The organism is Cellulophaga sp. F20128, from assembly GCF_023015805.1.
Taxonomy (GTDB): Bacteria; Bacteroidota; Bacteroidia; order Flavobacteriales; family Flavobacteriaceae; genus Cellulophaga.
Genome location: NZ_JALKBA010000004.1, coordinates 217633 through 237026, shown reverse-complemented (window position 1 = coordinate 237026; position 19394 = coordinate 217633). Strand labels below are relative to the sequence as shown.

Annotated in this window: 21 protein-coding genes; 5 read left to right on the top strand and 16 right to left on the bottom strand. The window is 35.5% G+C overall.

Annotated features, from left to right (window positions below):
• Nucleotide 1 precedes the first annotated feature (1 nt).
• Genes MWU65_RS06355 through MWU65_RS06330 form a run of 6 tightly spaced genes read right to left on the bottom strand, consistent with a single transcriptional unit; the run spans nt 2 to nt 4202 of the window.
• The gene (locus MWU65_RS06355; protein WP_247076346.1) at nt 2-424 is read right to left on the bottom strand and encodes a cytochrome C; all 423 of its coding nucleotides are present in this window, start codon (nt 422-424) and stop codon (nt 2-4) included.
• Nucleotides 424-696, bottom strand: a complete 273-nt coding sequence (locus MWU65_RS06350) for a hypothetical protein (RefSeq protein ID WP_247076345.1) — start codon at nt 694-696, stop codon at nt 424-426. Before MWU65_RS06350 ends, MWU65_RS06355 begins: the two co-directional genes overlap by 1 nt.
• Nucleotides 686-925 (bottom strand): hexameric tyrosine-coordinated heme protein, encoded by a 240-nt coding sequence (locus MWU65_RS06345; RefSeq protein ID WP_247076344.1) that lies wholly within the window; start codon nt 923-925, stop codon nt 686-688. Before MWU65_RS06345 ends, MWU65_RS06350 begins: the two co-directional genes overlap by 11 nt.
• Nucleotides 922-1926: a cbb3-type cytochrome c oxidase subunit II gene (locus MWU65_RS06340; RefSeq protein ID WP_247076343.1), complete on the bottom strand. Its 1005-nt coding sequence runs from the start codon at nt 1924-1926 to the stop codon at nt 922-924. Before MWU65_RS06340 ends, MWU65_RS06345 begins: the two co-directional genes overlap by 4 nt.
• Nucleotides 1927-1936: 10 nt before the next feature.
• Nucleotides 1937-3718 (bottom strand): cbb3-type cytochrome c oxidase subunit I, encoded by a 1782-nt coding sequence (locus tag MWU65_RS06335; protein ID WP_247076342.1) that lies wholly within the window; start codon nt 3716-3718, stop codon nt 1937-1939.
• A gap of 49 nt (nt 3719-3767) precedes the next feature.
• Nucleotides 3768-4202: an Rrf2 family transcriptional regulator gene (locus MWU65_RS06330; RefSeq protein WP_247076341.1), complete on the bottom strand. Its 435-nt coding sequence runs from the start codon at nt 4200-4202 to the stop codon at nt 3768-3770.
• 193 nt (nt 4203-4395) lie between these two features.
• Between MWU65_RS06330 and MWU65_RS06325 the strand changes: the two genes are divergently transcribed.
• A complete protein-coding gene (locus tag MWU65_RS06325; RefSeq protein ID WP_247076340.1) occupies nt 4396-4635 on the top strand; it encodes a hypothetical protein in 240 nt (79 codons plus the stop codon).
• Nucleotides 4636-4887: 252 nt separating this feature from the next.
• On the opposite strand, the gene MWU65_RS06320 is transcribed toward MWU65_RS06325, so the two are convergent.
• A complete protein-coding gene (locus MWU65_RS06320; RefSeq protein WP_247076339.1) occupies nt 4888-5769 on the bottom strand; it encodes a dienelactone hydrolase family protein in 882 nt (293 codons plus the stop codon).
• A gap of 199 nt (nt 5770-5968) precedes the next feature.
• Between MWU65_RS06320 and MWU65_RS06315 the strand changes: the two genes are divergently transcribed.
• Nucleotides 5969-6871, top strand: a complete 903-nt coding sequence (locus MWU65_RS06315; protein ID WP_247076338.1) for an EamA family transporter — start codon at nt 5969-5971, stop codon at nt 6869-6871.
• Nucleotides 6872-6953: 82 nt separating this feature from the next.
• Here the strand turns inward: MWU65_RS06315 and MWU65_RS06310 are convergent, their stop codons facing one another.
• The 7 genes from MWU65_RS06310 to MWU65_RS06280 form a co-directional block, all read right to left on the bottom strand.
• Entirely contained in the window at nt 6954-7253 is a 300-nt protein-coding gene (locus MWU65_RS06310; RefSeq protein WP_247076337.1) for a putative quinol monooxygenase, read from the bottom strand.
• 279 nt (nt 7254-7532) lie between these two features.
• Nucleotides 7533-9002, bottom strand: coding sequence for a CotH kinase family protein (locus MWU65_RS06305; protein ID WP_247076336.1), 1470 nt, complete (start codon nt 9000-9002; stop codon nt 7533-7535).
• A 339-nt stretch (nt 9003-9341) separates the two neighbouring features.
• Complete coding sequence (locus MWU65_RS06300; RefSeq protein ID WP_247076335.1) at nt 9342-9653, bottom strand: EF-hand domain-containing protein; 312 nt, start codon at nt 9651-9653, stop codon at nt 9342-9344.
• 118 nt (nt 9654-9771) lie between these two features.
• The gene (locus tag MWU65_RS06295) at nt 9772-10440 is read right to left on the bottom strand and encodes an SCO family protein (RefSeq protein WP_247076334.1); all 669 of its coding nucleotides are present in this window, start codon (nt 10438-10440) and stop codon (nt 9772-9774) included.
• Nucleotides 10418-10966 carry a toxin-antitoxin system YwqK family antitoxin gene (locus MWU65_RS06290; RefSeq protein ID WP_247076333.1) on the bottom strand — a complete coding sequence of 183 codons (549 nt, stop codon included), beginning with the start codon at nt 10964-10966 and terminating at the stop codon, nt 10418-10420. Before MWU65_RS06290 ends, MWU65_RS06295 begins: the two co-directional genes overlap by 23 nt.
• 22 nt (nt 10967-10988) lie before the next feature.
• Complete coding sequence (locus MWU65_RS06285) at nt 10989-11714, bottom strand: YHYH protein (protein ID WP_348646026.1); 726 nt, start codon at nt 11712-11714, stop codon at nt 10989-10991.
• Between the two features lie 63 nt (nt 11715-11777).
• The gene (locus MWU65_RS06280) at nt 11778-12059 is read right to left on the bottom strand and encodes an EF-hand domain-containing protein (RefSeq protein WP_247076332.1); all 282 of its coding nucleotides are present in this window, start codon (nt 12057-12059) and stop codon (nt 11778-11780) included.
• A gap of 186 nt (nt 12060-12245) precedes the next feature.
• On the opposite strand from MWU65_RS06280, the gene MWU65_RS06275 reads away from it, so the two are divergent.
• Nucleotides 12246-13322, top strand: coding sequence for a sensor histidine kinase (locus tag MWU65_RS06275; RefSeq protein WP_247076331.1), 1077 nt, complete (start codon nt 12246-12248; stop codon nt 13320-13322).
• On the top strand, nt 13315-14001 hold the full coding sequence (locus tag MWU65_RS06270) for a LytTR family DNA-binding domain-containing protein (protein ID WP_247076330.1): 687 nt from the start codon (nt 13315-13317) through the stop codon (nt 13999-14001). Before MWU65_RS06275 ends, MWU65_RS06270 begins: the two co-directional genes overlap by 8 nt.
• Nucleotides 14002-14038: 37 nt before the next feature.
• On the opposite strand, the gene MWU65_RS06265 is transcribed toward MWU65_RS06270, so the two are convergent.
• The gene (locus MWU65_RS06265) at nt 14039-15631 is read right to left on the bottom strand and encodes an FMN-binding glutamate synthase family protein (RefSeq protein ID WP_247076329.1); all 1593 of its coding nucleotides are present in this window, start codon (nt 15629-15631) and stop codon (nt 14039-14041) included.
• 304 nt (nt 15632-15935) lie between these two features.
• Here MWU65_RS06265 and MWU65_RS06260 point away from each other — a divergent pair, with 304 nt between their 5' ends.
• A complete protein-coding gene (locus MWU65_RS06260) occupies nt 15936-16760 on the top strand; it encodes a DUF1853 family protein (protein ID WP_247076328.1) in 825 nt (274 codons plus the stop codon).
• A 101-nt stretch (nt 16761-16861) separates the two neighbouring features.
• On the opposite strand, the gene MWU65_RS06255 is transcribed toward MWU65_RS06260, so the two are convergent.
• A complete protein-coding gene (locus MWU65_RS06255; protein ID WP_247076327.1) occupies nt 16862-19372 on the bottom strand; it encodes an outer membrane beta-barrel protein in 2511 nt (836 codons plus the stop codon).
• Between the last annotated feature and the right edge of the window lie 22 nt (nt 19373-19394).

Sequence of the window (19394 nt, the reverse complement as noted above, 5' to 3'; positions counted from 1 at the left end):
ATTAAAAAAAAGATTTATAAGTGTTCATTGTCCAGTGCGTTATAAGGTAGAATATAGCAAAACCAACAAAGGCTATAATACACGCCCAAACCCATGACGGAATGGCTTTTGGTGTTTCTGAACCGCGAATTATAAATGACTCAGAACTCTCACTACCATAAGCATTAATTGTAATGGCTGTATTAGATTCTATAATTTCATTGTCTTTTAAGCCTATTACTGCTATTTCTGGACCGTTTCGTACTTCAAAAGGAATTACTCGCACTCCTTCTATACCTTTGGATGAAACTGCTTTTATTTTAAGCGTATGCTTTCCATCAGAAATTTTGGTGGTATCTAAGATTAATTTTGCAGGGGGCTCAAAAACACCAAAAGGGACTTTTTCATCGTCCAAAAACACAGTTACCTTTCTTTTATTTTCCATTAGTCAATGCAATTATGTTCTTCTAGAACTAAATTTTTAATATGATTTTTTTCCTTTTCTTTTGGCCTGGCCAAATATTTTATACTCATAATAAGGGTATATCCTACAATGACAATTGCTGAATACATAATGATATAATCGATATCTCCATTAGGCCCTTCGCCATGAGTAATATTCGCAAATCCTTTGGGCTGTTTTGCTTCGCACAACGGACAAGCCATACCAAGCGCGCTTATTAAAAAGATGAGGAGTGTTGCAATTTTATTTTTCATCTCTCCAATAATTATTTGCCATAGCAATGGTTTGAAACTCTATTGCCACGACTTGAGACGAAGCAATTAATTGTGCTGTGTCTTTGGCATAGTGAGGCCGTAATTCTTTACGAACTTCAGGATCGGATTGAATTGCTGCAATTGTTTTTCTAGCCATTGTAAATGCGAGCATTCTACCTTCTGCAGGTGTTTTACAGAATAAGCTGTCTAAATAGTCTATTGTTATCATTGGCTTAATTTTGATATTGAATCTCTTAAGTGTGTAATAGTTGCTACGGGTACTTCTGGTGCGCGGTTGCCCCAGTTCGTTCGTTCGTGGTCTAGAATGGCTTTAATTTCCTCGTCGGTTAGTTTGTCGGCAAATTCTGGCATAACTCCATATTCTGCCCGTGCATCATAGCCCATCAATACAATTTTTATAAGTGTTTCTGGGTTTTTAGCGTTTACAATAAGGCTTCCTGCAAGTGGTGGAAATGCACCTTTTACACCACGACCATTACTTTGGTGACAAGCTGCACAGTTATTTTGATACAGACTAGCTCCCTTCGTTTTATTTGCTGGTATTACACTTGCATTGTCTCCTTGTTCTTTGGGCAAGGCAGGGATAAAATCTGATGGAGTTGCATTTTCAAAAGAAAATTGCTGTAAACTTTTTAAATAGGCTACCAGGTGCAAGGCATCTTGAGTTGCTACTAGGACTTCTCTACCCTCCATTTTTGTTATACCTCGGGCTAAGGTTACCGCATCATCAGCAAGGTATAAAGTATCTATTTTTTCGAATAACCAAGAGTATTGTGGCATTATGGAAGCTTCTACAACCAACCGTGGATTGTAGAGGTGTAACAAATGCCACTGGTCACTGGGTTGTCTATTCCCAATATTAGTTAAGTCGGGTCCTGTCCGTTCACTTCCTAATAGGGAGGGCGATTGCCTCCACACATCCATACGCTGTTTGCTATAGTAATAATCCGACGCTAACGATGGTCTCTCGCCCCAAGTTTTATCCATTTCTATATTTCGGACTTGTTGGGTATGACAGGCAACGCAACCTTCCGAAATATAGATTTCCAATCCTTTTCTTTCGGAAACTGTTAAATCTTTTTGTCCAGGTATGGGTTGGTATTCTTGCATTTGATATGCAGGTAAAATTGCCACTCCAATGCTTAGTACAACGAAAACACTAAAAGCAAGAAGCACGAGGTTTTTATGGTCTTTATGTAAGTTTAACATTTGCGAACAATTAATTTGATTGTGTATGTAAGTTTTGCTTTTCTAAAACGGAATCATCAGAAAGCGGGAGTAGCATTTCATTTTTCTTACGTACCATCAGGTAGAAATTATATCCAAAAATGAGATGTGATATAAACATAAGCGACCCTCCAACGGCACGCCATACCCAATAGTTTTTCATCAGAATAACAGATTCTATAAAGGGGTTTCCTTCTATCCAACTTAATCCTTTTAAAGTACCGCCAGCCATCAACGAAACCATATATGCTATTAGTCCAATGAAGGCAAGCCAAAAATGGCTCCCTACTAGATTTTGCGATGGCTCATTGCCTGTTATTTTTGGAAGGATGGCATACATACATCCCCACATTAAAAAGGTGATAATGCCATACATGGTCATGTGTGAATGTGCCACATTAAAATCCGTAAAATGCCATAGGTAATTGGTGTACCTAAACGCCTGAAAACTTCCTTGTACAGAACCAACAAAGTAAAAAACAACCCCCACTAAAAAGAAAGGAAGCACATAGCTTTTTGAAATGTGGTTCCAGCTGCCACGCATGGTCATCAAAAAATTGGTGCTACCGGCAAATACTGGAATAAACATTCCTGCACTAAAAACAATGGCAACAGTTTGTAACCACCAAGGCAACGGACTAAACACAAAATGGTGCGTTCCTATAAGTGTATAAAATAGCATTTGCGTCCAGAATGCAAGTACGCCCAAGGAATAGGAATAAATAGGTTTGTTAAGGGTTGAAGGTAGAAAATAATAAACAAGCCCTAAGGTAAAGGTCATAAACCACATGCCTACGCCTTGGTGCATGTAATACCCTTGGATTACGGTTTCTCCCAAGCCATTCTGATAATCTGGGAAGTAACCAATTACGGTGAGTACAATGGTCCAAATAAGAGATGCTAGGATAAACCAATTAGAGATATAAATTTCTGAAATTTTTCGGGTTGCAACCGTTTTGTAGAAATTGAAAAATGTTATTAGCAGGCCAATAGCAAATAAGAACATAATTGGCCAAATATATTCTCGATACTCCCCGCCCCCATTATTGACTCCAGCCATTAAAAAAAGGTTGCCCAAAACAACACTTAGGTTAAGTAGCCAAAAGGCAATCTTTGATCGTTTGTAACTGAAAATTTCCCGATTTGATGTTCTTGCTACCACATAATGTCCCAAGCCTATCATAGCTAGCGAAGCCCACCCCCAAAATACGGTATTGGTATGGACAGGACGTAACCTTCCAAAGGATAACCAACTAATACTGTCCATTTCGGGCCATATAAACTTCATGCCGATATATTGTCCTACGAGGGTGCCAAAAACCAACCAAAATACTGCTGCTCCCAGATACCAGACAATTATTTCCTTTAATTCATTCGAGATTTTTATTGTAATGGTGGACTTTGTCTTTTCATCAAAAAGGGGATTCTTAGGATCTATAATTTTTTTTATAAAGCCACTGTTCTTAACCGTTTTAGTTAAAAGAGCTGTCTGCTTTTCTTCTCCTTTAAAACCTTGTTTTCGTTGGTTTAGAATGGCATCAACTTGTTTTTCATCAAGATTTATAAGTCGCCTTTGAAACTCTTCTTCCGCTAAATTTTTAGTATTTTTTTTCAATAGGTCTACATAGCCATTGAGTCGTTTTATAAGAATAAATATCCCTAAAAACAATACTATAAAAGCAAGAATAAAGGTCCCAATTACACCAGGGCTAGAAAGCCAATTTTCTGAATTTAAGACTTTGATTTGAAAACTAAGTAAGTGATAAACATTCATACTGTAGATATTAAGATCTTTTTATCCTTTAATTAATTAATTTTTTTTTCTATCGTTTAAGAACAGTGAGTCCTAAATTCAAGTCCATAGCAACATTTAACAGATTTGAAGAGGATAAGGTCTCGTTCAATTGGTTCCGTATGATTACAAATTGATTGTGCATTGGACAAGGTTCATTGGCATTACATATACTTAACCCTAAGGCGCAACCTTCAAATACTCCATCCCCGTCAATAGCCTGTACAATCTGCTTTAAAGTTATATTAGGTAGCCGTACTTCTTCAATTTCAAAACCTCCATTAGGTCCCTTGGTAGAATCTACAATATTAGCCTTGGCCAGGATTTGTAAAATTTTTGCTGTAAATGCTATAGGAGAATCAATGGCAGCCGCAATTTCCTTCAAGGGTACCCTTTCGCCTTGTTGCGATTTTTGAGCAATGAAGAGTGTGGCTTTTATTCCGTATTCACAACTTTTTGAAAACATAATGATCCTTCTATTTGAGACAAAAGTAGGTTATAATATTTATTCGGACAAAATTATCCGATTATATTTTTAGGGGGTATTATTCATCTAGCCTCCCTCCTAGTCTCCGCTACTATTTTTTGTATTTGCTATACAAAGACATTCTCAGAAGACACCCTTGTACAAATCAATATCAAAACACTGTTTTTACACTTTGGCCAAGGGTAATTTAGAGTCACTTGCAGGAGGAGATACCATTGCGTTTTTAGGAGTTATGATATTGTTTGGATTTGGAAATATCCTCCTAAAAATTAAAAGGGAAAAATTACCACGTCCTGAAGTAGCAGGTTGGCGGACTCTTATCGTTGCTATTGTAGGAGTTGTTATAGCTCTAACAGGAAATTTGATACTTAATCCTGACGATTTTATCATTTTTATAGAATACTATAGATAAGGCTTATCCTAAAATAACCATCGAATTTATTGCAGCGAAAGGTGAATTTAGTCCAGAAAAAATTAAAGAATTATCAAAACGATGGAACGTACCTATTAATTTTATGTTTATGAGTTCTCCATGAGATTAATATACGGTATTGAAGAGTTGGGTGAAGTTCACTTGATTATTTAGGGTTCAACTGATCACCTTTTTGTTACTCCCTTACTTTCGAATATTAAAACAGCCTTTTTGTTTATTACATTCCGAATTTTACAAATGCTTCTTAAAAAAGTCCATTGTTCTTTTCCATGCAAGGGTTGCTGCTTCTTTGTCATACCTCGTTGTAGACGTATTGTGAAAGCCATGGTTTACATCTGGGTAGACAAAGGCTTGGTAGTCTATTTTTTCTGCCTTAAGGGCTTTTTCATAGGCTGGCCATCCTGCGTTAACACGTGTATCTAAACCGGCATATTGAAGCAATAAAGGCGCCTTAATTTTATCAATATCTTCGGTAGGCTGACCGCCATAAAAAGGTACTGCCGCGGCTAATTCTGGTAGGCGTACGGCCATCATATTAGAGATCCATCCGCCAAAACAAAAGCCGACAACTCCAATTTTTCCATTGCAATTAGGATGTGCTTTTAAGTAGTTATAGGCTGCAATAAAATCTTCTAGCATTTCCATTCTATCGCGCTTTTGTTGTAGTGTTCTTCCTTCATCATCATTACCTGGGTACCCACCAAGAGGCGATAAGGCATCTGGGGCCAAAGAAATAAACCCTTCTAAAGCTGCCATTCGTCCAGTATCTTCAATATAGGGGTTAAGGCCTCTATTTTCATGGACTACAATAATTCCGCCTAAATTTTTCTTTGTTCCTTTGGGTTTAGACAATAATCCTTTTATAGGACCTCCACCTTTGGGGGAATCATAGGTAATATAGGAGGAATCCAATCTAGGGTCGTTGGCAGCGACCAATAAAGTATCCTTATAGTTGGGCATTAAAAAACTCATAAGTGCCGGAACGGTAACACTGCCAATGGCAAAGAGCGATAAGCGTTCTATAAAATCGCGTCGTTGTAATTTATTGTGTACATAATCATCATATAGATCGAACACCTCTTGTTTTATATCTTCTTTCTTAAGTTGCTGCATGACAGGGAGTTTTAAGTTCTTTTAAAGATATTAAAATTTTTGTGTACCAAAAAACATTAAAAATAAAATAATTAGGGGGTGGCAAGAGTGAAGGTTAAGCCTATAAAATTGCAAATAATAGTTTTGTGATTTCCTTGTATTTTAGAAGAAAGGCAGTGAGTACAGGTAGAAAAATAACCATAAAACTTATCTTCGCGCCATGTGGATGTATTTGGGATTAATGGCTGCTTTATTTTTGGGTTTACACAACCTATGTAAAAAACATGCTGTACAAGGCAATGAGGTGTTTCCGGTACTTTTGGGTACCATAGGTTCTGGATTTCTTTTTCTCTTACCCTTTTTTATAGGCTCTGTTTATTTTCCAGAATACGCCAAGGATTTTGGTTTTTACATCACTACTATTTCATGGCAATTGCACGGTTTTATTTTTATTAAATCCTTGCTAATGGCGGGTTCTTGGGTTTTAGCGTATCAAGCCTTAAAACATTTACCAATAACAATAGTAACTCCCATCCGTTCTGCTGGCCCTTTTTTCACCTTTATAGGAGCCATTCTGATTTACCAAGAAAAGCCTAACTTTTTACAATGGATTGGTTTTTTTCTAATTATTTTTTCGGTCCTATTGTATTCAAAAATAGGAAAAAAAGAAGGTATTCATTTTAAAAGTAACAAATGGATCTACGCCATCATTGCGGCTACATTTTTAGGAGCATCTAGTGGTTTGTATGATAAATTTCTCATTCAGACTTTACATTTAAATCCACAAACATTAATTTTTTGGTTTTGCTTTTATGTTATTATTATTTTACTGGTAATTTTATCCATAGTATGGTTTCCTTATGCTGAAAAAAGAAGGGCTTTTATATGGCGATGGTCTATTCCGGCCGTTGGTATTTTATTACAAGCTGCTGATTATTTCTATTTTAAGGCGCTACAAGATCCCGATGCTTTAATAATGTTATTATCGGCAATTAAAAGGAGTCAAATATTAATTGCCGTTGTGGTTGGTGGTCTCATTTTTAAGGAACAAAATAAACGCAAAAAGTTAGTTCCCCTAATAGGTATTTTATTGGGGGTAGGTTTAATTTTATACTCCAATTAGAGATAGAAATGGATTGAAATTCGGATTTTAGTACATTGTTTTAAGAATCCTTTCTTAAGAACAAAGCACATTAAACCCTTTATTAATCCACTATTTTAGTCATTTCATTTAAGGTTACCGATGCTACTGCTCCTTCGGTTGCTTTTTGAAATGCAGCGATATGACTGTTTTTCATATGTTCTTGCCACAGGGCCCTGCTTTCCCAATTCTCAAAAAACAAGAATACATTTGGATCTTCATTGTCCTGATGCAAATCATAGTCAATGCAGCCCTTTTCTACCTTAGTAGCTGCTATTAGTTTTAGCAATTCCGATTTTACAAGTTCTCTTTTTTCTTCCTTTGCGAATATCTTAGCGACAATAGTTAAAGGTGTGTTTTTCATGTTGTAATAAATTTTAGAATTAGAAGCCTATAAAGGTATGAGACATTTTTTAAAATGTAATACTAAGCTTCTTATAAAATTGATATTAAAGGTAACTAAGGCTAAAGCTTCAAATTTTAATTTACTCCATTGCAGCACAGACCATTTTATGTAAGAAATATTCCTACCCTATTTTTAAAAATGGAGAACAAAAAACCCGGCTATTTGATAAAATAACCGGGTACTTGTGTGTAAAACTACCGTAGTTCGCTTTATAAAGTGGACCTAAATCCCATTCATTTAATCTTGCAAATAATTTGTTGCTGCCGCAGCTCGTGCCGTTGCGTGATTGTTTAATTCGCTTACTGCTGCTTGAAAATCTGAACTAGAATTCAAGAATGTATAGCCAGAAACTTCAGTGGTAGCATAAGGCTCTAACAAGCTAGCGTATGTTGCATAGGTAGTTTGTGTGCTATTCGATTCAAAAGAAGTTTCAATGGTATTTTGCACATAGGCATCATAGGTCGCCTTATATGTCGCGTCCTGATATAAATATCCAATTAATGGCCATTCTGTTGTGTTTAAATCAGTGAAATCTAAAGCAAGGGAACCCTCCATATTACCATCTTGCAAAGCTTCATTATTGTCCCATGGAATCCAAGTCAGTTGTTCCGTATCAGGGCTGTTATACAAGAAATAATTATGGGTCATTCTGCCATAGGTATCCCAATTCTGTATGACTGTGTTTACAGCCAAATAATTTAAAAAGGTATCCGTATCAAAAATTGCTTCTAGATTAGATCTCCAAGCTTCAGGGTCTGAAGTTCTATTTTCTGCATGTAATACCTCAAACAAGCTTTGAATATCTGTAAAATCGGCTTCATCTTCATTTGTTTTCTTTACAAAAACATCCTCAGAAAATGTGCCTACTGCAAAACTAGCACCAGTACCATCTGGTTTATATAAATTACCATTGTCACTAGAGAATTGCGTATCTATAACCGTATCATCAACTTCTTCTACCAAAGTATATACACCAAAATATATAGGACCTTCTCCATGATCTACGTATACGGTATAAAAAGCAGTATGTGAACTTGCTAAACCGGCATTTCTAAAAACATCCGCTGCTACTTTCTCTCGCAACATAGACTTGTCTAAATAGTTATTTTTAAGACTCAACTTTTTAAAGCCGTAAAAACGTTGGTTTTTTATTTGAGGATAATAGTCTTCAAATTCATCAAAATCCAGTTTCATTGAGAGTTTTAAAATACCACCAGACCAACTAGATTGCAAGCTTGAGTTTCCTTTAAAGCGCACACCTACCTTATACCATTCATTTCCTTCATAAAAGACTTGTGCAGGAACAAATATTGGGTTTTCCTCGAACTCAATTAAACCGGCTCCACCACCATTACCTCCAGGAGGTGGGCCTCCACCAGCATTTCCTCCAGTATTTCCACCAAATTGACCATATGTTTCGGTCATATCGTCTAGCATACTTTGCCAACGTGCGGCTGTAATTACAATATCTAAACGCTTTACGGCAGCATCTTCAAATACTTCATCAAAATTGGGATCTCCATCTTTGCTATGGCTAGATACCGTCCAATCTGTTGCCTCAAAATCTGCATCGGCATAAGTTTCTTCATACACCTCTTGCTCTTCTGTTGCTACGATTTCATCGGTTGCATTCGCTTCATCTTTTGAACAAGAAAATAAAAATAATACGGGTATTGCAAGTGCAACTAGTATTCTGATATTTTTCATTTTTAATCTATTATTTAGGGTTAAAATTATAATCCAAAGATGCACATAAGAACATTGCCAAATTTAAAAAATCAGTGAATTGGGTGCTGCTTTCAGCGAAGTCATAGATCTATTCAACATAAAAAAAGGAGCTATTAATATATTTTTAACCTAAAGACTTTGGCCAAGATGTAACAATGCTTAAAAATGGAGGAATAACATAAATTTAAGCCTATGGTTTACTATTTTGTATAGTAATAAAAGTAGTTTTACCCTCTTAAACTAAAAAATAAGGGCTAATTTCTAAAACAAAAAAAGAGGCTATTGCTAGCCTCTTTTGTATTCCTAAAATAAGTTGCCTTATTTCTTTTCTTTCTTACCGCCTTTACCTTTGCCTCTATTTTTCTTTTGGTAGGCCTTAATTTCTTCAAGACTTAAATTTGCATCTTTATCCGTATCTATTGCAGCCCAATTTTCTGTGAATCTTTTTTCCATTCGAGATCCTTTTAGTTCTTCTTTGCTTAATTTTTTATCTTCATTTTTATCAAGCTTTGCAACCATTTCTTCTAAGGTTGGACGTTCTTTTTTTTGTTCCTCTTGCGCAGTAACGCTTCCTACTGCTAACAAACAAACTACAGCCAATGCTAATCCTTTAATTTTTTGTGCTTTCATAATTTTATTTTATTTGTTTAATAATTACCGTTTGAGAATAACTTAAAGATCCTGTTAAAATATTCTACATTTATAAGACTTCAAAAGTTTAAAATAGTTTAATCCCAATGCTAAAAAATTATCCTTCTTTTTGTAAAGTTTTAATATCCGTTATAAGTTGTTGTATAGCCGCTTTATTTAGCCCGTTGTAAATACCTCGGATATGTTTGTTTTTATCGATGAGCACAAAATTTTCGGTATGGAGAAAATCATCTTCTGTTTTTATTTCCCCTAAATCCTCTTCCACAAAATAAGATTCGCGACCTAAACTGTAAATTTCACTTCTATCTCCGGTCGCTAAATACCATTTGCTGGCATCAACCCCTTTTTCTTCAGCATACTTTTTTAATACAGCTACTGAATCTATTTCAGGTGTTACGGAATGCGACAATAGTAGCACGGTATCATCTGCTTTAAAGGCTTCTTGTAACACAGCCATATTTGAGGTCATTTTAGGACAGATTCCTGGACAGGTTGTAAAGAAGAAATCGGTCACATAAATTTTATCTTCAAAAGTTTTATCTGATATGATTGCGCCATTCTGACTCAAAAGTTTAAAACCAGGTATTTTATGAAAATTAGCTAATGCTTGATCATCAGCTGTGAACCATTCTGGAGTAAAACTGGCGTCCTTATAATACGGAAGGGCGTCTACTCTACTTGTTTTTTCTGCATTTTTTTTGCATCCCATTGCGAGGATAACTAGAAAAAAAATTGCTACTATTTTAATTGTACTGTACTTTTTCATCTTTTAATTTATAACATAAATTTGATCTTTTCAATCCAAAAAAACGACCATTTTTAGCTTCGTAATTCACATACAAGCTTCCGTTTTCTAACCATGCTTGTTGTAGCCCATTTTCTTTCCCATTCGCAAATTGTGTTTTACGAGCAAGTTGTCCACTGGCATACCATTTTTGTTGCTCCCCTTGACGCACACCTTTTTTATAGAACGATGTTTCACTTTTAGTGCCGTTGGGCCACCAGCTCGTAAGGGTGCCGTCTAACTGATTTTCTACATATTTAGAAGTCCTTAAAAGCGTACCATCTTCATACCAATATTTGGTAGTGCCTTGCTTTTTTCCGTTGTAATACCCAATTTGTTTTGCTAGGGTTCCATTTGGATGATAACTGACTGCATATCCATTAAATGGAGTTTGCTTATAGTACCACTTCCCTTCAAGAGGTTGTAAGCGTAATTCCGTAGCTGCTACTTTTAAGTTGCTAATCTCTTTAGAATTAGCAACTTTAGTAGTACAGCCAGTTAATACCATTACGCCAACACCTAAAATAAATTTAGTTAATAGAACTTGGCGTACCCTGGTAATTCCCTGGAAAAATAATATAGTATTGATTGAGATATAATTCATTTTCTATATGGTAATGATATTCTGCTTCCGTTGTATGTTGTGTTGTACTTGTATGACCTCCAGAGGCATCCAAATCTGTTGGATACGTTGCTGTTGCATTGCATTTTCTGCCATAAATGAAAAATCCATCGGCTAAAATTCCAACCAGCTTTTCATCATCATTTGTCCAAGCCTTTGGCTCCAAATGGTAGTGGTATTCATGTGGACCAATGTGCCCCCCAGTATAATCTAAACTAGCCGCTGCCTGATCTAATGCCCCATTACCTTCTTGATCGTTAAAAATTGCCGCTCCACTTACTGCAATTCCAATAGCTCCCAATTGCGTTGCTGTTGAGGAACTTGCCAATTGAGGATTTTGAGAAACTGTTAAAGTCGCTATTCCCTGATAATTAGGAATAATACTCGGTGTTAAGGCCACTTCGGGTTCTTCTATATACAAACTATGCCCTTCACCCCAATATACAGAGGTATGGTTTGGATTACCAGTAGCTTCAATGACAACATTACTGCCACTTAGGTAAATTGAAGTTTCATCGGTATCAAATGCTGCAAATGCTGCATGCAGTTCTCCGGTTGTCAATTCGTCTACATCATCATTGGCATCACTACTACAGGCAGCAAAAGCAACGATGCTAAAAACTATCGTGCTCACTATTCCTATTCTATATTTATTTGTTTTCATCATGTTGTGAATTCAGTAATTGTATGTTATTCATTATTTTTTTGGAGGTCTTTTTCCATCGGGCTTGGGTGCTTTTTCCATTTCTTTTTTTGTAATAAACCCGTCTTTATCCGTGTCTATTTTGGAAAAATCATCTTTTATTGGACCTTTAATTTCTTTTTTGGAGAGCTTTCCATCTTCATTGGTATCCATCTGTTTAAATAATTCATCAATTGTAGGTCGTTGCTTAGGTTTTTCTTGGGCATTAACTCCCATAACTTCAAATGTTACCATAACGGCTACCAATACTCCTTTTCTAACTATTGCATTTTTCATTTTTATATTTTTTAAAGATTATACAGGTCAAAGATGCAGTTTAGATGAATACAGTAATTGCGTTTTCTGTGAGTGCCAGCAACTTTTCAGTGAATGCAGTTTGTAAGCGGTTGGACAGTTCTTTAGCCTAATTAAATACCATTGGTTTTACAATTTAATTGATTTTTATTTCGCTTTATTTGTAGTATGAAAGCAACAAAACGTTTTATTTTACAGATTCTATTTTGGCTGGTTATATGGTTAATTCTTTGGTCTCAACAGCAATGGGATAGTAATTTTATAAGCAACAATGTATTTGTATTTATTGCGCAAATTCTACTGGTAGGCTCCTTAATTTTTTATGCTGTTCCTAAATTTTTGTTTTCAAAGAAGTACACAATCTTTGTATCCTTTTCCATACTTATAGTAATAGCATTTTCTTTTTTAGCGATTAAGTCACCCCAGCATCCAATTCCATTAAATGATTTCCCACAGAACAGGATGCCTCCCTCTTCTATGACACCCCCAAGAATGGATGCTAATCGTAATAGCCTTGAACAAAAACAAACCAGAAAGCCACCTTCTCATGAATTCACAATGGTTTTATTATTGGTTACTTCCTATAGCTTGGCCATTGTAATTGAAATATTATTGTTTGCCCGAAAAAAAGAAGAAGAGGTTATCCTTAGTAAAAATGAAAATTTACAAACAGAACTTAAGCTCCTAAAATCACAGATTAATCCACATTTCCTTTTTAACTCTTTAAATAATATTTATGCCTTATCTGTGATAGATTCTAACAAGACACAGGAAAGTATTAGTAATTTATCTAACATGTTACGCTATGTCTTGTATGAGTGCGAATTGCCTTTTGTCCCATTACAAAAAGAAATAGATTATATTGAGAACTACATCAAATTATTTTCATTAAAAAGCAGTACTGCATATCCCATAAATACCATATATAAGGTTACAAATCCACAAGCTAAAATAGCTCCCATGATCCTTATCCCATTTGTAGAAAATGCCTTGAAACATAGCAATATTGAACGAATAAAGGATACTTTTATCAACTTGGAATTGACAGAAACTGAAGGTTTAATTACCTTTAGTCTAACAAACAGTATTGCAGCAACTGCAGTGTCAAAAGATAGCGTTGGCGGTATTGGTTTAGAAAACGTAAAAAAGAGATTGCAGATTATTTATCCTCATTCGCATTCATTGGCAGTTGAAGCGGAAGCTACTGTTTTTAAAATCGATTTAAAACTGAATATAAATGGCTAAATGTATTATTATAGACGACGAAGAGTTGGCAAGGGTATTGCTTAAAACCTATGTGGATAAATTAGATTATTTAGAATTGGTCGCGTCATTTGACAATCCGTTGGATGCTATTTCTACACTGGAATCTGAGCCTATTGACGTGGTTTTTTTAGACATTCAAATGCCCGATTTAAAGGGTACTGAATTTGCAAAAATAATTCCAGCTGCAACTAAAATAATATTTACAACAGCTTATTCTGAATATGCCTTGCAAGGCTACGAGCTTAACGCATTAGATTATTTGGTAAAACCAATAACTTTTGAACGTTTTTTGCAAGCAGTAGCTAAAGTAAAGGCACATAGCGGTACGGTAGTTTCCCCTTCCAAGGAAGGGACTATAACGGTTAAATCGGGTTATGATTTACACAAATTACTCTTGGAAGATATTACACATATTGAAAGTGATAGTGAATATGTACTATTCCATACTACCGATAAAAAAATAATGAGTCATCAAACATTAAAGTCTCTCGAAAAATCTTTAGATTCTTCACAATTTATGCGTGTTCATAGGTCTTTTATTGTAAATAAGGCTAAAGTCACTGGTCTAAAAGGAAGAGACTTGATACTTACAACTATTACCATACCTGTAAGCGATAGTTATTATGATTTGGTTAAACGAGAATTGTTTGAAAGCTAAAACTATCTTAAAAAAATTCCCTTGTTTAAGGACTCAACTATTTGGTTAATACATGCTCAAATGTTTTGGAAGAAGCGGCAACTACAGCTCGTTCCCAGTTCTTTGGTAATTTTTCTCTAAGAAGGTCCCCTGGTTTAAGTGCTGGATAAATTTCTCCGTAATGCTTTATGACAGTAAAATCTGTTCTACGCATTCTATGCCAAGGTCTTAATTGTCGTGTAGAATGTAAGCCCATAGACCCAATCATTTCCGCTACACTATACATCGTTTCCTCATGGTAAGAGGCTGTTCTTTTTGCCTTATGATCAACATCTAGGCCTTTTACTAATTTAGGATCTTGAGTAGCAACACCTGTTGGACAGTCGTTTGAATTACAACGTAGGGCTTGTATACACCCAATGGCCAACATCATTCCTCTTGCAGAATAACACAGGTCTGCACCTATAGATATATTCTTAATAACATCAAAAGCTGTAATAATTTTACCGCTACAAATTATTTTTATCTTATCGCGTAAATCGTATCCAACCAAAGCATTATGAGCAAAAATAAGAGCTTCTACCAAGGGAGTACCAACACTGTCTGAATACTCTATAGGAGCCGCACCAGTACCACCTTCTGTACCATCAATAGCGATATAATCTGGCATAATATTGGTTTCAACCATTGCCTTACAAATTGAAATAAATTCTCTACGTTTTCCTATACACAACTTTATTCCAATGGGTTTACCTCCTGATAAATCGCGCAATTTTTTTATGTAATGCATCATTTCCAAGGGAGTTTGAAAAGCAGAGTGTCCAGGAGGGGAAGCTACTGTCTTACCTATTGGAACGTTCCTAATTTCAGCAATTTCTGCCGTTACTTTCTGTCCTGGTAATATTCCTCCATGACCAGGTTTGGCTCCTTGAGAAAGTTTAATTTCAATCATTTTTACATTCGTATGCTTCGCCTTTTGCGAAAACAAAACCTCGTCAAAATTACCTTCAAGGGTACGGGCACCAAAATATCCTGTACCTATCTGCCAAATAATGTCTCCTTCGTATTCCAAATGGTATTTTGTTAATCCGCCTTCCCCTGTATTATGAGCAAAGCCTCCCATTTTTGCGCCTTTGTTTAAGGCCATTACTGCATTTTTACTCAAAGATCCATAACTCATGGCTGCAATATTTAAAATACTAGAATCATAAGGTTGCTTACAGTCTGGACCTCCTATGGTTACACGCAAACTTTTAGGGGCTACGCTAACAGAACTCAGGGAATGGTTGACCCATTCATATCCAACCTCATAAACGTTTAACTGAGTTCCAAAAGGCAAGGTAGAAAGCTCTTTCTTTGCCCGTTGATATACTATGGAGCGCGATTGTCTTGTAAAGGGTACCCCACTGAAATTTGTTTCAATAAAATATTGGCTAATCTCAGGTCTAATGCTCTCCAAGATGTATCTAAAATTTCCAATTAGTGGGAAGTTTCTACGGATTGTATGTTTTTTTTGATAAAGATCTTTTATCCCTATAATAAGTAAAGGGCCTATTAGCAAGAAACTCCATAAAATAGGGGGCCAAAAGATGGTAATGCCAAATATCACCAAAATTATTACAGTCGAATAAATAATAAATTCTCTTCTCATACAAATATTTTTTAAATGAAAAATAGATTGCAAAGGTAGCGAAATAAAGGAAAATAAATACTTGAAAATAGGGCTTCCGCTTCCCTATAAGCCTTATTCCTAATTATTTAATCGTTTGCCAGAATTACTAATTTCTTTCTCGATTTGCAGGAAAAAAACGGCAGTATTCTCTTCCTTTTTTTAATTTTCATAAAATAATGGCAAACCACTTTTTGTTTCTATGCTAATGAATTAGTTAAAAAGTACTTTATTTTTTGTTTTTTACCAGCAATTGTGATTTAGAATTAATGTACTTTAGAGGTTTATGGATCTCGTCTCAAAATATATACAACTACAATTTCAAGGGTATACAAATACACCCGCGCTATGGGTGGAGGATGTTGTTTGTGGGCTCTCACAGTTTGAATGGAATCGTAAAAAAACGATGCTTTTTAATGAGGCCTTAGCTGATAGTTTACGTCTTGGAAAACGCGTAGAACGCTTTGTAAGTGCAGAATTAACGAATGATAAAGAAATTACAATCCTCGCAGAGAATGTACAAATACAGGACAATAAGCTTACTATTGGAGAAATTGACTGCCTTTTAAAAAAGGGTCCTATTGTTTTTCATATTGAAGTTATATTCAAATTTTACTTGTATGATAAAAATGTGGGAACTACCGAAATTGGACATTGGATTGGACCAAATAGAAATGATACGCTGCTTAAAAAATTAAATAAATTAAAAGAAAAGCAATTGCCTTTATTGTATAATACCCATACAGCTTCCGTTTTAAAAGGCATAGGAATTGCTGCTTCCGAAATACAACAAAGTGTTATTTTTAAAGCGCAATTATTTATTCCCTATAAAACAAAAGAAGACATTGAATTTAGTTTAGTTAACAAAGACTGTTTAACCGGTTTTTATATTCACTTTTCCGAGCTTTTTCAATTGAATAGCTGTAAATTTTACATTCCGGAAAAAATAAATTGGCTGTTAGACGTACAAACCCAAGTAAATTGGATGCACTATCCTGAATTTTACATTAAAATGGAGGATAGTGTGCTTCATCAAAGGTCTCCACTCTGTTGGATAAAATTCCCTAACGGTAGTTCCAAAAAAATGTTTGTAGTCTGGTGGGATTGTTAAGCGTAATCAACAACCACTACGCAAGGGAATGATGTATGATTCTAAAAAAACATTTTATATTTCCGAGGCAAGCCTCGGCCAATTAAACCCTCAATGAGGTATTAAAACTCTCGCTTACCAAATTCACTATCAATAAACTTCGATTTGTTCTTAGCTGCGTTAAAGGTGTAGGAGAGGTTTAAAGAAACCATATCTACCTCATATCGATAATTGGTAGTGGTGTAAAATTGTCCGGGTCTCGATGTAGTAATACGTTGTTCATTGGTATTTAAAAGCCCCATATCTATATTCTGCCACTGCAAAGTAGCTGACAATTTATCATTTAAAAACGATTTTCTAAATGTTAGGTTTGGCGAATAAAACCTAGAGTCTTCGCCCATTGCTGTATTTCTATCAGATAAATAATTAAAAGAAAATTGTACAGCGGCATTTTGCCAAAACGAATAGGTAGAATTTAAGTTTATAGAATAAATAGTTGCCTTAGTGTCAATTGCATACGATCTTTCTACTCCATCTCTGTGTCTAAAATCTAAGGAACCCGAAATATCATAAGTGTATATATTAGCCCCAATAAAATTGGTCCAGTTTTCTGTTGGTTTTAAGGTTGCACCGATCTCTAAGCCAAGAGAATTACTCTTACCTACGTTTGAGTATACTCTATTAATAATACTATCTAGAACTGCTCCGTCTGATTCATAGGCCAAGGTATTTACACGATTAATTACATTTTCTACATGTCGGTAATACGCAGTTGCAAAAATAGAATTTCCTTTTTCTAGCTTCTTGGTTACTCCTACTTCAACTAAATCTATAAATTCTGGTTCTAAAGTATTATCACCCTGCTCAAAAACTTCAGAATGTTCCCGTTCTGCAAAACTATTCATTTTAAATGTTGTGGTTCGCTCTACCCTTTTACTATACGCAGCCTTCCAATTGGTTTTTTCACTAACCGAATACTGTACAGATGCAGAAGGAAACAATTTCACAAAATCGTAGTTATAAACATTGGGTGTTGATTCACTTCGTAAGGACTCTGTATATTCACGATCCATAGCTTCCAATCGTGCACCAGCAGCATAATTCCACTTATTTTTTGCACCCGTTAATTGTGCATATCCAGAATGTAAAATTCTTTTTAAAGATACATCACTTGAAAACTCAGGAACCAAAACAGCATCACGCTCGTATACAAACTCCCCAGTATGGTCTAAATCACGGTATTGATACCCTGTTTCTAGTAAACCAATTGAAAATGGTTTCCATTGGTAGTCCAAGTTAATACGGGTACCATATAGTGGATTATCGTTGGTATTGTACTCTTGTTGGTATACGATACTATGGTCTGGATGGCCTAAATTATCATTTACCGTTGGTCCGCCTAAAAATGTATATTCGTATAAAAAGGAGGTCGATAATTTAGACGCATTAGAAAATTGATGAGCGTAATCAAAACTACCCAAGGCAAAATCACCCTTTCTAATTCTCAAATTGTGATTGTAGTAATCAAAGGTATATAACCTAGTATCACTATTTATAGGAGAAACAGCGTGATTGTCATAATACACAATATCGGCAAGTCTATCCTTAGTGTGTTTGCCTGCAAAAAAGCCTATGGAATAGGTGTCGGCCTTATTAGGAGTATAATCAACATTAAACCTTCCATTATAACTTATTTCATCAAAACTACGCTCCCCATCTGACGGTAAAAAAGTTGTTTTGTTTTCGGCTTCATTGATTATGAACATATCTCCTTCCCTTCTACCGGTTTTATCATTCCGTTGATAACTAGCACCTAATGATATATTCCAGATATCGGTTCGCTTATTTAAGGTAGCATCTATTCCGTATCTTTGGGCAGCAACCTTAGTATCATACGGTTCAATGGAGGGTAAACCTCCCCGAACATTTATTTGTGTAAATACACCATTGGTTGCTCCTTTTTTTGTGATAATATTTAAGATTCCCCCTTTACCTTCAGGATCGTATTTTGCAGATGGTGCGGTAATTAACTCTACTGATTCTAATGCATTTGCCGGTAATTGCGCTAAAATTGCTGTAGCATCTCCTTGGGTAGGTTTTCCGTTGACTAAAACCGCAAAACCTTGACTGCCTCGAACACTTATTTCCCCTTGGCCGTCTACGGTAACAGATGGTAAATTTTTAATCACATCTACGGCAGTACCACCTTCACTATTTTGATATTTTTTGGTATCAAAAACTTGCCTGTCAATTTTATGCACCACAGTTAAACGATCTCCTTGTACTACCACTTCATCTAACTGATTCCCTAAGTTTAATTGTATAGTTCCTAAATCTTTAGCCGCTCCTTTATTAGCAATACGAATTGCTTCTATTTTTTTGGTATCATACCCCATAAATGAAGCTTCCAAAAAATAGGTTCCAGCTTTTATATTAGGAATAGAAAATGTTCCATCTAATTCTGTTATAACACCTGTTACCAATGTTCCGTCCTGTGTTTTATACAAGGCAGCAGTTGCATATTCTAGCGGTTCACCGTTATTGGCGTCTGTAATTTTCCCACTAATCTGGGCTGAAGTTAGTTGTACGATAAAACAGAATACGATAAAGAATAGAAAATTTTTTAATTGCATCAAAAAGTATATTTATAATTTT

Bases quoted from the DNA above. Each gene is read 5' to 3' on its own strand.
- MWU65_RS06320 (WP_247076339.1), bottom strand. From the start codon at position 5,769: ATGCAGCAACTTAAGAAAGAAGATATAAAACAAGAGGTGTTCGATCTA.
- MWU65_RS06290 (WP_247076333.1), bottom strand. From the start codon at position 10,966: ATGGTATTAACTGGCTGTACTACTAAAGTTGCTAATTCTAAAGAGATT.
- MWU65_RS06255 (WP_247076327.1), bottom strand. From the start codon at position 19,372: ATGCAATTAAAAAATTTTCTATTCTTTATCGTATTCTGTTTTATCGTA.
- MWU65_RS06315 (WP_247076338.1), top strand. From the start codon at position 5,969: ATGTGGATGTATTTGGGATTAATGGCTGCTTTATTTTTGGGTTTACAC.
- MWU65_RS06280 (WP_247076332.1), bottom strand. From the start codon at position 12,059: ATGAAAAATGCAATAGTTAGAAAAGGAGTATTGGTAGCCGTTATGGTA.
- MWU65_RS06260 (WP_247076328.1), top strand. From the start codon at position 15,936: ATGGATCTCGTCTCAAAATATATACAACTACAATTTCAAGGGTATACA.
- MWU65_RS06355 (WP_247076346.1), bottom strand. From the start codon at position 424: ATGGAAAATAAAAGAAAGGTAACTGTGTTTTTGGACGATGAAAAAGTC.
- MWU65_RS06330 (WP_247076341.1), bottom strand. From the start codon at position 4,202: ATGTTTTCAAAAAGTTGTGAATACGGAATAAAAGCCACACTCTTCATT.
- MWU65_RS06305 (WP_247076336.1), bottom strand. From the start codon at position 9,002: ATGAAAAATATCAGAATACTAGTTGCACTTGCAATACCCGTATTATTT.
- MWU65_RS06295 (WP_247076334.1), bottom strand. From the start codon at position 10,440: ATGAAAAAGTACAGTACAATTAAAATAGTAGCAATTTTTTTTCTAGTT.
- MWU65_RS06350 (WP_247076345.1), bottom strand. From the start codon at position 696: ATGAAAAATAAAATTGCAACACTCCTCATCTTTTTAATAAGCGCGCTT.
- MWU65_RS06345 (WP_247076344.1), bottom strand. From the start codon at position 925: ATGATAACAATAGACTATTTAGACAGCTTATTCTGTAAAACACCTGCA.
- MWU65_RS06310 (WP_247076337.1), bottom strand. From the start codon at position 7,253: ATGAAAAACACACCTTTAACTATTGTCGCTAAGATATTCGCAAAGGAA.
- MWU65_RS06275 (WP_247076331.1), top strand. From the start codon at position 12,246: ATGAAAGCAACAAAACGTTTTATTTTACAGATTCTATTTTGGCTGGTT.
- MWU65_RS06300 (WP_247076335.1), bottom strand. From the start codon at position 9,653: ATGAAAGCACAAAAAATTAAAGGATTAGCATTGGCTGTAGTTTGTTTG.
- MWU65_RS06265 (WP_247076329.1), bottom strand. From the start codon at position 15,631: ATGAGAAGAGAATTTATTATTTATTCGACTGTAATAATTTTGGTGATA.
- MWU65_RS06340 (WP_247076343.1), bottom strand. From the start codon at position 1,926: ATGTTAAACTTACATAAAGACCATAAAAACCTCGTGCTTCTTGCTTTT.
- MWU65_RS06335 (WP_247076342.1), bottom strand. From the start codon at position 3,718: ATGAATGTTTATCACTTACTTAGTTTTCAAATCAAAGTCTTAAATTCA.
- MWU65_RS06270 (WP_247076330.1), top strand. From the start codon at position 13,315: ATGGCTAAATGTATTATTATAGACGACGAAGAGTTGGCAAGGGTATTG.